This window comes from Furfurilactobacillus milii, assembly GCF_009864005.1.
Lineage (GTDB): Bacteria > Bacillota > Bacilli > Lactobacillales > Lactobacillaceae > Furfurilactobacillus > Furfurilactobacillus rossiae_B.
In genome coordinates this window covers 58,766-72,131 of sequence record NZ_WEZQ01000027.1, presented here as the reverse complement: position 1 = coordinate 72,131, position 13,366 = coordinate 58,766, and the positions used below count along the sequence as shown (strand labels likewise).

Here is a 13,366-nt window from a genome sequence, read left to right as displayed (position 1 = left end):
CATTTTTAGTTGACTTAAATGCTAGTATCCATAACCGGTGTAGCCGCCAGTTTGATCGGCGTCAGAGCCTGTTGCGTTGGCGCCTGTTGTTTGACTAGTGGAGTCCGTATTATCAGCGCCATAGTTAGGATCGAGATCAGCAGCACTGGAGTCACTACTGTATGCCTTACTGTATTCGGAAGCGGTATTGGTATCGGCGCCCCAACTTGACTTCGTATCAGCCGTTTCACCATAACCAATAGGTGGTTCGTAGACACTGAGGGCCTCTGGAACGGTGTTGGCAAAACGTTTACCGGTTTTAGCCTTTGACAGACCAAGCTGTTTACGCAACTTGTTGGTAACACGCTGTTTTTCAGTCGTTGGCAAAACTTCGAAGCTTTGACCGGCAATTTCGTCACTGGCACCTTGAACGTGGTCAGAAACGATGTGCTTGGTTGCGGCCCGGTAAGTGTTAGCCAAGGTTAACATATCACCGAATGTGAAATCAGTGCGCGATTGGCTGGCAATGGAATCCAGAAAGTCTTGATTTAACAGGTTGGTCAAGTTGCTACTCTTTTTTAAGAGGGCAGTGATGACGATTCGTTGACGTAATGTTCGACCATAATCACTTTCAGGGTCCTGATAGCGCATCCGCGTGAATTTCAACGCTTGTGCGCCGTTAACATGCATCTTTTTACCCTTTGTAAAGTGTTGATTCTCATACGTGAAGGTCAAAGGTGGCACAATGTCGATACCGCCGACTTTATTGATAACTTTTTCCAAGCCACCCATGTTTAGCAGAGCGTAGTAGTCAATTGGCACGTTAAACATCCGGGAAGTCGTTGAGATAGCCGCCTTTGTTTGACCAAAGTAGTAGGCAGCGTTAATTTTGGTCGGGAATTCCTCTTCGTGCCCGGTGATAGAAACCAACGAATCACGTGGGATGCTGACCATGGTTGTTGTCTTCGTCTTAGGGTTAACTGTAACCAGCATCATTGAGTCCGTTCGTCCACCAGCCCAAGTCTTTGAGTCACGGCCGAGGGCACCAACGTCAGTCCCCATCAACAGAATGGAAATTGGCTTACCTTGCTTGATTAACTTACTAACGTTTCGCGCTTTTGCGCCACTGACAGAATCAAACATTTCATTACTCGTATGTTTGATATTGCTGTACATCTTGTAACCGAAACCGCCGCCGATAATTAAGATGATACCAATAATGGCAAAAAAGGTGTTTCGGACCGGGTGTTTGTGTGGTCGCTGCGGACGTTTGGAGCCACTGCTGATTGCGCCACCACTGGCTGGGGTGTCATTAGTAAAGTGGTTGCCTTGAGTGCGGCGATCCGTTCGACTCATTCGCGAATCGTTATCATTGTTATCCATGTAAGCCTCCGAGTTAGCTGTGTCCGATAAATAAAGCGAATAACAGAATCACGAGCACGGCAGAGGTAATCCAAACGTACAGGGAATCTTTTTCCACGTAGAACGCGTAAATTGAAACAACAACACGTAATACAGGGGTCAGTATCAGACAGAATAATCCGAGCATCATGACAGAACCAGATTTAAATGACAATAATCCGGTGGCAATTGCAGTGATGGTCACGGCACCGTGACTGGGTAAACCAGTTGAGCCCTGTATTCCATAAGCAATAAAACCAATTAGCATGATAACTGCAGAAATAATAACTCCTATTCTAAGGATTTGACCAATCATAATCTCAACTTGGGCCATTTCTTTAGAAATCTTTTCCTCTTCTGCGTTTTTTGCGTCTTTATTGTCCATTAAATGTTCACCCCGAATCCTTTAAGAAACATTTGGAGACCAATATAGAAGATAATCGGCACGAAAATGATGCGAATCCATCGTGATGGCAAGATCTGCATAATTCGTGATCCCATTGTTGCGCCAACCAAGATGCCAAGCGCCAGTGGAACGGCGATTAGGGGTTGAATTGAACCATTGAAGAAATATACGGTGGCTGAAGCAGCCGCGGTAACACCCATCATAAGATTACTGGTAGAAGTGGACGGCTTGAGCGGCATCTTCATGAAGGTATCTAAGGCCATCACCTTAAAGGCACCTGATCCGATTCCCAGTAGACCGCTGGCAATCCCAGCACCAAACATAACGGCGGCCCCGGCGGGCACATGTTCAACTTGGTAATCTACCGTTTTGTCAGCTGCTTTATCATAATAACTACTATTTAACTCGAGCTTTTCGGCAATTGGATCCGGGTGCACACGCTGAAGAATCTCACTGCCAGCCCGCAGTTTGCGAATCATATTGTAGCCGGAGTAAATTAATAACAATCCAAAAATTAAGTACAGGACAACAGGGCTTAAAATACCATTCAAGATGGCCCCGAGAATGGCTCCGATAGTTGTAAAAATTTCCAAAAACATTGCTACTCGTAAATTCAAGACGTTATCTCGCAAATAGGCAATGGTGGCACCAGAACTGGTCGCAATAACGGCAATGATACTGGCACCAATCGCATATTTGATGTTAATCCCCATTGCCAATGTAAGTACAGGGGTGATGATAATACCACCACCGAGGCCAAGGATTGCGCCGGCAATGCCGGCAATTAAACCCACGGCCAACATAATAATTACTTGTGTCATGAAGGCTCTCCTTTGATTAGGTGCTACCTTTTGAGCACCTCTCTGTGCTATTACTTTAGCACGAAAGGGTAACGAACGCCCTGTTATCATGTCCTGTAAGCGATGCCATTTAAAATTGTTTAATTTCGACTAAAAGTATTAAGGAAAGGTTAAGTGCTTAAGGGTGATTAAAACCATTAAGCAACTTATAAAACAGCAATTTTTATGTGCTATACTTTGTCGATGGTTATTAATGACCGAATACATACCCAAAGTGACGGGTGGAGGTACACATGCTTATTGAAAAGGAACGTGGTCGCGGTGCAATTTTAGCTGTCACGACCGTCTTATTTTTATTCCTGGCGATTGCCGCAATGCGTCAATCCCAAATTTTATCACTGATTGATTCTGAACTCATTTCGCACGTTCATCATGATAGTACAGCGCTAACTGGCGTTTTTAAACTCATTACTACGCTAGCAAGCCCAACGTTGGATTTACTATATATGATCATTATTGCCGGGTTACTTTGGGGATTTAAATACAAAATTCCTGCGTTGTGGGCAATTGGGTACGGATTTGGTGGTAATGTTCTTGGTACCATTATCAAGAAAGTTGTTGCGCGTCAACGTCCAGTAGGACACATGGCTAGCGATGATGGCTACAGCTTTCCATCAGGGCACGTTTTGGGCACGTTCATGGTTGCCGCAATTTTATTTTTAGTTGTTCTGCCACTGATGCAAAACAATTTGCAAAGACTATTAATTCAAACGATTTTGTGCCTTTGGGTATTGTTAGTTATGTTTAGTCGGGTTTACCTGCAAGCACATTATGCAACCGACACGATTGGTGCTGTTCTGCTAGCATATGCCTGGTTACAAGGTGCTGAATATCTGTATGTTTGGTTGGCACCGAAGTTAAAACAAGTTAAATTTCTCAGTAATTCTCGAGGCGTTGAGGATTAATCAATTGATATAAGGTGAAGCGGGCATAACAAGGTCCAACTTTCTTAGGCAACACAAAAACGACGTTCATGGATTTTCCCATGAACGTCGTTTTTGTGTTACTAGAGTACTGTTTGATTGTTTGTTAGCAAACTAACGGGCTTGAAGCACTTCAGGGCCGTCTGGGCGTCCAACAATAACGGTGTTGACCGTATCTAAAAATAAGCCTTGTTCAACCACACCGACCATTTGAATCAATTCGTTAGCTAATTCGTGAGGATGATCGATTTCACCGAGGTGAAGGTCAACAACATAGTTCTTGGAATCGGTCAAAACGTGTTGACCATTGCGCATCCGAACCTCTGGTTTGTATCCCTTGGCCGCCAATTTTTTAACAACTTGTGAAGAGCCGTAAGGAATGACTTCAAGCGGTAAGGGAAAACTACCAAGCTTATGCGAAAGTTTGCTTTCGTCCACAATCCACATATTTTTCTTGGAGTTAGTCGCAACGATCTTTTCCCAAAGGTGCGCAGCGCCACCACCCTTGATTCCCTGAAAGTCATCGCTGATTTCGTCGGCGCCGTCGATGGTTAGGTCAATGTGATCAACGTCATCAATGCCTTTAACGGGGATACCGAGGGAACGGGCTTGTTCCCGGGTACGGTCAGATGTTGGCACGCCAACAACGTTGAGGCCTTCTTCTTTTACACGTTTGCCAAGTGCATCAACCATGTATTTTACGGTTGAACCAGTTCCTAAACCGACAACCATACCATCTTCGATAAAGTCGACAGCACGTTGGCCAACTTGTTGCTTCAATTCGTCTTGTGTCATTGCCATGATGTAATTTGCTCCTTAATGATGTTGGTATTTTTTAACAGCGGGATCCGTAGCAAAAATATGGCGGGCAAATGGATCTAACGGAAGTAGGTCGACGTGGGCGACATCTGCTAATTCAATGACGGCATCGAATAATTGCCGTGCCACTAGCCGTTTATTAGGACGATCACTTACCCAAATATGTTCCATTAACCAAGTTTGATCATTCACGACTGGAAATGTAATCTCAGCCTGGAGCTGGTCTTGGTCAGTTAAAAAAAGACGTTGTCCTTCACGTTGAAAATCCATTAGCGTTCCTTTCATTACGGTTGCTGTGTTCCTTTAATATCCTATCATATTTCAAGTGATGGTGGGTCCAAACTAACTGTCAGTTTCGAATGCTATTAATGTGCACACGCTTCCATTATAATAGGTAGCATGGTGCCAAGTTTTGAACATTTGTGTTAGAAAGCTTGGTCAAGTCGAAGAAAGTGAGTGATGAATAATGGCAAGAGACCGTGGTTTTGAAATAGTTAAACGGTTGGCTGGCACAAAAATAGCGTTGCCAGAGCGACAAACAAAATACGCAGCTGGTTACGACCTAGCAGCCTCAGAGGACTTTACGTTGCCGTCCATTTGGCGGCGCAACTTTTTGAAGGTGCTGTGGCACTTGCGGCATAAGGAAACGGTGAGTGACCCGTTAATGCAAGCGGCTGATAAAGAATTGAAGCCATATTTAGTGCCTACTGGTGTGAAGGCTTATATGCGCTACAACGAAGTGTTGATGCTGGTCAATCGATCATCTGGACCATTAAAACGCCGTCTTATTTTACCAAACGGGATTGGCGTCATTGATGCGGACTACTATTCAAACGATAGCAATGACGGGGAGATTTTTGTTCAGTTGGTTAACTACGGCCTACGTGATGTTCACATCAAAAAGGGTGATCGCATTGCTCAAGGTATCTTTGTGAATTATCTGACCGTTGACAACGAAGCGACCCCAGATAACGAGCGCGATGGCGGGTTTGGATCGTCTGGTCAATAAGCTAACAATTGTTAACGTAGCTAGGCGAATAAATTAAGAAATTATCAAGTGCTGGGCAAACAATGACAGCTGAAAAAACGTATGTTAGACTGTGAACGTCGTTTGGTTAACATTGGTCAAACATCATTGTGGTAAGACCAACGGCGAAGAGTAAAAGGAGCATAAGGTGGCAAAAACTAAAACGCAATTTGTTTGTCAAAACTGTGGTTACAACTCACCACGATATTTGGGTCGCTGCCCAAACTGTGGTGAATGGAATACATTAGTTGAAGAGAAAATCGCTGATGAAGTTCCCAATCGTAAGTCACGGGTGAGTCTTGGCGGTGAAACAGCTAAGGCCGAATTAATCAAGGATGTCAGCCTTGAAGAGGTTCCTCGTGTCAAAACCAGTTTAAAGGAATTTAACCGTGTTCTTGGCGGTGGTGTGGTGCCTGGATCACTCGTTTTGATTGGTGGTGATCCCGGTATTGGTAAATCGACGTTATTAACGCAGGTTTCTGGTCAGCTGGGGAGCAAGGGCCGTGTCCTCTACGTATCCGGTGAAGAAAGTGCCACTCAGATTAAGATGCGCGCTGATCGGCTCGGTGTTGGTGGCGACGATTTTTATCTCTACCCAGAGACGGACATGAGTAATATTCGTGAACAAATAACGACATTAAACCCAGAGTTTGTCATCATTGATTCGGTCCAAACAATGCAGGAACCGGATATTACTTCAGCAGTCGGATCAGTTTCTCAGATTCGTGAAGTGACGGCCGAGTTAATGCAAATTGCGAAAACAAATCGGATTACGATTTTTATCGTGGGTCATGTCACGAAGGGCGGCGCTATCGCCGGACCAAAGATTTTGGAACACATGGTGGACACCGTTCTGTACTTTGAAGGTGATCTGCACCACACATACCGGATTCTGCGAGCTGTAAAAAATCGGTTTGGTTCAACTAATGAACTAGGAATTTTTGAGATGCGCGAAGACGGCCTGCGAGAAGTGGCTAACCCATCTGAAATCTTTTTAGAAGAACGACTCACGGGTGCTACTGGTTCATCTATCGTGGTGTCGATGGAAGGAACCAGACCAATCTTGGTGGAAGTTCAGGCATTGGTTACACCCTCAGTTTTTGGGAATGCCCAACGGACTGCCCAGGGTTTGGATCGTAATCGGGTATCACTAATTATGGCCGTTTTGGAAAAACGGGCTAACTTGATGTTGCAAAACCAGGACGCTTATTTGAAGGCGGCCGGTGGTGTGAAGCTCGATGAGCCAGCCATTGACTTAGCGATTGCTGTGGCAATCGCGTCTAGCTATCGCGATAAGGAGACAAATCCGAGTGATAGTTTTGTGGGCGAGGTTGGCTTGACCGGTGAAATTCGGCGTGTTAACCGGATTGAACAGCGGGTTGCTGAGGCACAGAAGCTTGGATTCAAGCGAATTTATATACCAAAGAATAATCTTCAGGGATGGACGCCGCCCACTGATATTGAAGTAATTGGTGTGACAACGATCAGTCAAGCGCTAAAACTAGCCTTGGCTTAACATTACAAGAACCCTTGTGGATTTAATAATGACATTGAGAGGAGGTGAAGATAGATGAAAATGACGAAAAGACTCGTGATTCAATTGTTATTTGTGATTGGTGGTGTTGGCTTAGGCTTCAGATTTTTCCCAGTTCTGTGGGAGGTAACCGGTCTTGCCCAAAATCACATTATCAATAACTTTTTGACCAACGCCGTACTTGGTGCAATTATTCTGTATTTTCTTTCGTTCCTGTTGGTCGGGTACCTTGAAAAACTTGTTAATCGCTTAGAAAAGTATCTGGCTAAGCAAAGTCCGATTTACATTCTGTTCGGAAGTTTAGGCATTATCGTCGGTTTGGTATTTGCTATTCTGATTTCGACGGTGTTCTTCCGGACCAGTTGGTTTGTCACCAATACCCTGATTCCGGTTGTGTTAATGCTGCTGATGGGATATCTCGGTTTTCGAATTGGGACTACACGAACAGATGAATGGCGGCGATTATTTGCACTCGGCTTTCGTCGTAACAAACGCACATCGGATACTGGCGAAATTCTGGATGAAAGTGAACCCAATTTCCATCACTATAAAATCTTGGATACCAATATTCTGATTGATGGCCGAATTTACGACATCATTAAGACCGGATTCCTTGAAGGCACGTTGTTGGTACCGAATTTTGTATTGCATGAACTACAATACATTGCGGATTCTAGTGACAGCATCAAGCGTGTGCGTGGACGTCGAGGCTTGGACATTTTGAATAAATTGCAAAGTGAAAAAGTCATGCCGATTGAAATGTACGAAGGTGATTTTGAAGACATTCCTGAAGTGGACGATAAGCTGATTGAACTGGCTAAACAGTTACAGGCAGTTGTTGTTACCAATGACTACAACCTAAACAAGGTCAGTCAGTTCCAAAATGTTCAGATTATGAATATTAACGCCTTAGCTAAGTCGCTTAAACCACGGGTAATTCCCGGTGAGCTGCTGAACGTTATGGTGGTTAAAAATGGGACTGAACGTCAACAAGGGGTTGCGTATCTGGATGACGGCACGATGGTCGTTGTCGAAGATGGGCGCTACTTTATTAACGACCACATTGATGTGACTGTCACGAGTGCTTTACAAACGGATGCTGGGCGAATGATTTTTGCGAAACCAACGCACTCTACGCGTGGCATCAGTGATAAAGCGACAAGTGGCAATAGTCAGGCAACCAGCGAGAGTAGTTCGACACAATCGCAGACTGCCGCAAGCAATTCTGCAAAAGCTTCGGCCAGTTCTAGTGCCGTCGACAACACCGTTGATCGAACGGTTCGCGGCACTAAGACACCTGCTAAGAAGAATCACAGAGCAGCTAAGAAACGGAAAAACTAGGTACTGGTTGTCGGTTAATTAGACTGTGAATAGGAAAGTGACTAAGCGTTTCAATACGTGAGGTCACTTTTTTAGTTTGACAAACAAAATACGCGCTGCAAGGCATTCGCGCAGCATCATAAAATGAAAGAATTTGAAAGTTTGATGCTAAAACGGTAACATTAACCTAAGACACATCAATTTTTTATATAGAAAGAGGCGCTGATTTTGGCCAAGAACAAAATTCGGGTGCGTTACGCACCGTCACCAACTGGACATTTGCACATTGGTAATGCCCGTACCGCGCTATTTAACTATTTATTTGCGCGGCACAATAAAGGAACGTTTGTGATTCGGATTGAAGATACGGATACCAAACGGAACGTGGCTGACGGTGAAAAAAGTCAGTTGGACAATCTAAAATGGTTGGGAATTGACTGGGATGAAGGTCCCGACAAGCCCGGGGATTTCGGTCCATATCGTCAATCCGAGCGGAAGGATATCTATGTTAAGCTGATTCAAGATTTATTGGATCGTGGCTTGGCCTACAAGTCTTACCGAACGGAAGCTGAACTAACTGCTGACCGTGAAAAACAAAAGGCTAACAAAGAAGCACCTCACTATGTTTACGAATATGAAGGCATGAGTGATGATGAAATTAAGGCTGCTCAAGCAAAAGCTGAAGCGGCTGGCTTGGAACCTGTTGTTCGTTTCCGTGTTCCTAAGAATCGCGAATACGGTTGGGATGATATTGTTAAGGGCAAGATTTCGATTAACTCAGATACCATCGGTGGTGACTGGGTCATTCAAAAACGTGATGGCATGCCAACTTACAACTTCGCTGTTGTTGTCGACGACCACATGATGGAAATCAGTCACGTCTTACGTGGGGATGACCACATCGCCAATACACCTAAGCAATTGATGATCTATGAAGCCTTTGGCTGGGAAGCACCAATTTTTGGTCACATGACTTTGATTATCAACACTGAAACAGGTAAGAAACTGTCCAAACGTGATGAAACGGTGCTTCAATTTATTGAACAATACCGTGAGCTTGGCTACTTACCAGATGCCATGTTGAACTTCATCACCTTATTGGGTTGGTCACCAGTTGGTGAAGATGAAATCTTCTCTCGTCAAGATCTGATTAAGATGTTTGACGAAAAACGGTTGTCCAAATCACCAGCCAAATTTGATGGTAAGAAATTGGAATGGATCAACAACCAGTATGTAAAAGCAGCGCCAGAAGACGAGATCTTCGACAGCAGCTTGAAAGAACTGATTAACGCTGGTTTAGTTGAAAAGGATCCTAACCAGTTACATTTGGAATGGGTTCGTAAGCTGGTTAGCCTGTACAAACAACAAATGTCATACACTGCTCAAATTGTTGAGATGAGTAAAGATGTGTTCTTCCAAGAACCTGCTCAAATTAATGATGAAGCCAAAGCTGAACTAGCCGCCGAAACGGCGAAGACAGTGTTGACAGAATTTGTTAACCGGGCAGAAAAATTGCCAGTCTTTGATGCTTACCAAATTCAAAAGACGATTAAGTCAATTCAAAAGGACACTAAAATTCGTGGGCGTGCACTTTACATGCCACTTCGAATTGCCGCTACGCATGAAATGCACGGACCACAATTACCTGAATCAATGGAATTGTTGGGTCGTAAAGCAACGTTACGGAATATTCAAGCCACAATCGAAACACTTTAATTCACCACTCATATGTCATCATGCGTGCAGTTTGCCGTATGGTGGCATTTTTTTGTGTTTTCCTTCGCCTACGGTTGTCAACAGTGGAACGCCGCCGTGGGACCGGTTCAAGCCGGAAGCACACCGTCTTTCACCTCGCCGTCAAGTCTCGTGGAACCCCGAGTCTTGACATCAGTCCGTGCTGTAAATTCGAGAAAAGCGTTCGAATTAACACCACCTTCACGGCTTGGTTCCACTGTTGACGCTCTCCGGCTAATATTCATAGTTTTTGCCAGAATGCGGTGTTTCTTGGTTGATTTGCATAGCTTTGAAATGAGTGCTGACGTGATGCTGTTATATGAGTGAAGATGACTGGAGACATAGTTCCGTGTCGACACCACTTAATGGCATGGGGTTGGCCATTTAGTGGTGTGGGACGAGTTATGAGATGTGGTTTTCAGCTCATAATCGAGGGTAAAAACCGCGTTTTGTGCGGGTTGAACCCGGTCCACACGGAACGGCGTCTCCAGTCAGCGGAACGGACAGATTAAACGCTAACCACGGTGAATTACCGTAATCGCGTTAATAGCCTAAACTATGGTAAAATCACTATAACTTAATCTTTCGAGAAGGGGAGCGTTACCGTGATTCAGATTTTTAATACACTTACGCGGCAAAAAGAAGACTTTATTCCGTTGCATAAAGGCCAGGTCAATATGTACGTCTGTGGTCCAACCGTGTATAACTACATTCATATCGGTAATGCACGCTCGGTTGTCGCGTTTGATACCATTCGGCGATATTTTGAATACAAGGGTTACCAAGTGAAATATGTTTCGAACTTCACAGATGTGGACGATAAGATGATTAATGAAGCGGCCAAAGAAGGCATTACCGTGCCAGAATTGGGCAATCGTTTCATCAATGCTTATTTTGAGGACACAAAGCCGTTGAATGTTGAGCGGGCAACTGTTAATCCACGGGCGACGGAAAATATTTCAGACATTGTTGATTTTGTCGCAGACCTGGTAGATAAGGGGTTTGCTTACGAGTCTGCTGGCGATGTGTACTATCGCGCACGTAAGTTTCCTGATTACACCCAACTCGTTCATGAATCGTTAGATGATTTAGAGAATGGCGCGAGTGACCGTGTTGACGACGGTGACAATGCCAAAAAAGAGGATCCAATTGATTTCGCGTTATGGAAAGCGGCTAAGCCAGGCGAAATTTCATGGCAATCACCATGGGGCATGGGGCGGCCAGGTTGGCATATCGAGTGTTCAGTAATGTCGACCAAGTATTTGGGTGATACGTTTGATATCCATGGCGGTGGCCAGGATTTAATTTTTCCCCATCACACCAATGAAATTGCTCAAAGCGAGGCACACACTGGAAAAAAGTTTGCCCGTTACTGGATGCACAATGGATTTGTGACTGTTGGTGATGAAAACGAAAAAATGAGTAAGTCACTTGGAAACTTTGTGACCTTACGTGAAATGAATCAACGTGAAGATCCGCAGGCCGTTCGATTCTTTATGGCGACAACTCAGTATCGGCGACCAATCCAATACACCAGCGGTAACTTACAGGATGCCAAGAATAACCTGGCTCGTTTGCAAACGACATTTAATAATTTAAATTATCGAATGAGCGATGCCAAAGATGGTCAAGATGAAGCAATCGAAGCACAAGCTAAACAACAGCAAGTTGCTTTTGAAAACGCAATGGACGACGATTTTAACGTTCAAAATGGAATCGCGGCCGTGTATGAATTAGCCAAGTTAATCAACGTTTACCTTAATGAAAGTACCGTTGCTAAAAAGACACTCGTTAACCTTAAAACGTTATTGTCGACGCTACTATCAGTGTTCGGGATTGAACTTACGGATGCAGATACTGCCGATGAGGAAATTCAGGCATTGATTGACGAACGTTTAGCTGCACGAAAAAATAAGGACTTCCAGCGTAGTGATGACATCCGTGATGAACTAAAAGCACGCGGCATTATTCTTGAGGATACTCCCCAAGGAACACGTTGGCGGAAGGAAACAAATGACTGAAGAAGTTAATTATCGAGAATTAAATGGAATGACATTAGCTTATTTAGGTGATGCGGTGTATGAAGTATACATTCGTCAACACTTGATTGAGCAAGGTTACACGGTGCCGACAAAGTTACATCATCATGCAACGCACTTTGTTTCGGCAAAGGCACAAGCTGCATTGATCAAATTGATGCAAACGGATGAGGTATTAACGGAAGAGGAAACGACAATGTTTAAGCATGGTCGTAACGCGACCACTCATCACAGTGCAAAGAATACTAATATTGTGACGTATCGAATTTCGACTGGTTTTGAAGCTATCTTTGGCTATCTTAAGCTCACTGCTCAGCAGGAACGCACGGATTGGTTAGCTCAGTGGTGCATTGATCAAGTTGAGTCGGGAAGAACGGAAGGATAGAAATATGGCAGAAAAACAACAACGAAACGGTCAACATAATGATCGGTTTAATGACCACAAGTCGCGTCCTCAACGCCGCAAAAGTGGCGAACATAAAGAACGTGATGTTAAGGTGACGCAAAAGTCGGATCAGAATGATGATTCATCGACGGACTTTATTATTGGCCGACACCCAGTCGAGGCGGCCTTGGCTTCAAATCAACAAATTAATAAAGTCTTTATTCAAGAGGGTTTGCGTGCGGATGCAATTCGCAATATTGAATCGTTGGCGACAGGGCGACATCTTGTGATGAGTACCGTTCCTAAAAAGAAACTCGACTTTATGACAAATGGTCAAAACCATCAGGGGGTTGTCCTTGCCATTCCACCGTTTGCCTACGCTAGCGTTGATGATTTGTTTGCTAAAGCCGAACAGGCTCAGGAAGCACCGTTTTTCTTGATTTTGGATTCTATTGAAGATCCGCACAACTTGGGCTCGATTTTACGGACCGCTGATGCGGCGGGTGTTCATGGTGTTATTATTCCTAAACGTCGTGCTGTTGGGCTAACATCTGTTGTGGCGAAAACGTCTACAGGTGCCATTGAGCATGTGCCAGTTGCACGGGTGACAAATCTAGTTGCGACCGTTAAGGAGTTGAAGGATCGTGGTCTATGGATTTTTGGCACCGATATGAAGGGCAAGGACTTCCGTCAGTGGGATGCGACCGGCCCAACCGCGTTAGTTATTGGTAACGAAGGCAAGGGGATTTCGGCGCTATTGAAGAAGACAGTTGACGAAATGCTGACCATTCCAATGGTCGGTCATGTGCAAAGTTTGAATGCTTCGGTAGCAGCTTCTTTACTGATATACGCGGGATTCAACTCTCGTCACCCACTATAAAATCGATTATTTTGAAAAATAATTTTTATAATCGCAAATTTTTTAAACAAAAGAGCCGT

General features: G+C 44.3%; 13 protein-coding genes. 8 read left to right on the top strand and 5 right to left on the bottom strand.

Annotated elements, in window-relative coordinates:
* Positions 1 to 21 precede the first annotated feature (21 nt).
* Genes GB993_RS12745 through GB993_RS12735 form a run of 3 tightly spaced genes read right to left on the bottom strand, consistent with a single transcriptional unit; the run spans position 22 to position 2,607 of the window.
* Entirely contained in the window at positions 22 to 1,362 is a 1,341-nt protein-coding gene (locus tag GB993_RS12745; RefSeq protein WP_161004576.1) for an LCP family protein, read from the bottom strand.
* Between the two features lie 13 nt (positions 1,363 to 1,375).
* Complete coding sequence (locus GB993_RS12740; protein WP_017260988.1) at positions 1,376 to 1,765, bottom strand: DUF1634 domain-containing protein; 390 nt, start codon at positions 1,763 to 1,765, stop codon at positions 1,376 to 1,378.
* The gene (locus GB993_RS12735) at positions 1,765 to 2,607 is read right to left on the bottom strand and encodes a sulfite exporter TauE/SafE family protein (RefSeq protein ID WP_161004575.1); all 843 of its coding nucleotides are present in this window, start codon (positions 2,605 to 2,607) and stop codon (positions 1,765 to 1,767) included. Before GB993_RS12735 ends, GB993_RS12740 begins: the two co-directional genes overlap by 1 nt.
* 272 nt (positions 2,608 to 2,879) lie before the next feature.
* Between GB993_RS12735 and GB993_RS12730 the strand changes: the two genes are divergently transcribed.
* Positions 2,880 to 3,551 carry a phosphatase PAP2 family protein gene (locus GB993_RS12730; protein ID WP_161004574.1) on the top strand — a complete coding sequence of 224 codons (672 nt, stop codon included), beginning with the start codon at positions 2,880 to 2,882 and terminating at the stop codon, positions 3,549 to 3,551.
* 132 nt (positions 3,552 to 3,683) lie between these two features.
* On the opposite strand, the gene rpiA is transcribed toward GB993_RS12730, so the two are convergent.
* A complete protein-coding gene (gene rpiA, locus GB993_RS12725; RefSeq protein WP_161004596.1) occupies positions 3,684 to 4,364 on the bottom strand; it encodes a ribose-5-phosphate isomerase RpiA in 681 nt (226 codons plus the stop codon).
* A 21-nt stretch (positions 4,365 to 4,385) separates the two neighbouring features.
* Positions 4,386 to 4,658: an N-acetyltransferase gene (locus GB993_RS12720; protein ID WP_161004573.1), complete on the bottom strand. Its 273-nt coding sequence runs from the start codon at positions 4,656 to 4,658 to the stop codon at positions 4,386 to 4,388.
* Positions 4,659 to 4,854: 196 nt separating this feature from the next.
* Here GB993_RS12720 and GB993_RS12715 point away from each other — a divergent pair, with 196 nt between their 5' ends.
* The 7 genes from GB993_RS12715 to rlmB all read left to right on the top strand — a co-directional run bounded on the left by GB993_RS12715 (position 4,855) and on the right by rlmB (position 13,307).
* Positions 4,855 to 5,397: a dCTP deaminase/dUTPase family protein gene (locus GB993_RS12715; protein WP_161004572.1), complete on the top strand. Its 543-nt coding sequence runs from the start codon at positions 4,855 to 4,857 to the stop codon at positions 5,395 to 5,397.
* A 166-nt stretch (positions 5,398 to 5,563) separates the two neighbouring features.
* On the top strand, positions 5,564 to 6,931 hold the full coding sequence (radA, locus tag GB993_RS12710; protein ID WP_161004571.1) for a DNA repair protein RadA: 1,368 nt from the start codon (positions 5,564 to 5,566) through the stop codon (positions 6,929 to 6,931).
* A 54-nt stretch (positions 6,932 to 6,985) separates the two neighbouring features.
* Positions 6,986 to 8,290 carry a PIN/TRAM domain-containing protein gene (locus GB993_RS12705; RefSeq protein ID WP_161004570.1) on the top strand — a complete coding sequence of 435 codons (1,305 nt, stop codon included), beginning with the start codon at positions 6,986 to 6,988 and terminating at the stop codon, positions 8,288 to 8,290.
* A gap of 207 nt (positions 8,291 to 8,497) precedes the next feature.
* On the top strand, positions 8,498 to 9,985 hold the full coding sequence (gene gltX / locus GB993_RS12700) for a glutamate--tRNA ligase (RefSeq protein WP_017260996.1): 1,488 nt from the start codon (positions 8,498 to 8,500) through the stop codon (positions 9,983 to 9,985).
* 623 nt (positions 9,986 to 10,608) lie between these two features.
* Positions 10,609 to 12,024 (top strand): cysteine--tRNA ligase, encoded by a 1,416-nt coding sequence (gene cysS, locus GB993_RS12695; protein ID WP_161004569.1) that lies wholly within the window; start codon positions 10,609 to 10,611, stop codon positions 12,022 to 12,024.
* Entirely contained in the window at positions 12,017 to 12,427 is a 411-nt protein-coding gene (locus tag GB993_RS12690) for a Mini-ribonuclease 3 (protein ID WP_161004568.1), read from the top strand. Before cysS ends, GB993_RS12690 begins: the two co-directional genes overlap by 8 nt.
* 4 nt (positions 12,428 to 12,431) lie before the next feature.
* Entirely contained in the window at positions 12,432 to 13,307 is an 876-nt protein-coding gene (gene rlmB, locus GB993_RS12685; protein WP_162854141.1) for a 23S rRNA (guanosine(2251)-2'-O)-methyltransferase RlmB, read from the top strand.
* The last annotated feature ends 59 nt before the right edge of the window (positions 13,308 to 13,366 follow it).

Excerpts from the sequence above, each read along its gene's own strand:
- GB993_RS12715 (WP_161004572.1), top strand. The coding sequence starts at position 4,855 with ATGGCAAGAGACCGTGGTTTTGAAATAGTTAAACGGTTGGCTGGCACA.
- GB993_RS12720 (WP_161004573.1), bottom strand. The coding sequence starts at position 4,658 with ATGGATTTTCAACGTGAAGGACAACGTCTTTTTTTAACTGACCAAGAC.
- GB993_RS12735 (WP_161004575.1), bottom strand. The coding sequence starts at position 2,607 with ATGACACAAGTAATTATTATGTTGGCCGTGGGTTTAATTGCCGGCATT.
- GB993_RS12745 (WP_161004576.1), bottom strand. The coding sequence starts at position 1,362 with ATGGATAACAATGATAACGATTCGCGAATGAGTCGAACGGATCGCCGC.
- GB993_RS12690 (WP_161004568.1), top strand. The coding sequence starts at position 12,017 with ATGACTGAAGAAGTTAATTATCGAGAATTAAATGGAATGACATTAGCT.
- rlmB (WP_162854141.1), top strand. The coding sequence starts at position 12,432 with ATGGCAGAAAAACAACAACGAAACGGTCAACATAATGATCGGTTTAAT.
- GB993_RS12740 (WP_017260988.1), bottom strand. The coding sequence starts at position 1,765 with ATGGACAATAAAGACGCAAAAAACGCAGAAGAGGAAAAGATTTCTAAA.
- rpiA (WP_161004596.1), bottom strand. The coding sequence starts at position 4,364 with ATGACACAAGACGAATTGAAGCAACAAGTTGGCCAACGTGCTGTCGAC.
- GB993_RS12705 (WP_161004570.1), top strand. The coding sequence starts at position 6,986 with ATGAAAATGACGAAAAGACTCGTGATTCAATTGTTATTTGTGATTGGT.
- GB993_RS12730 (WP_161004574.1), top strand. The coding sequence starts at position 2,880 with ATGCTTATTGAAAAGGAACGTGGTCGCGGTGCAATTTTAGCTGTCACG.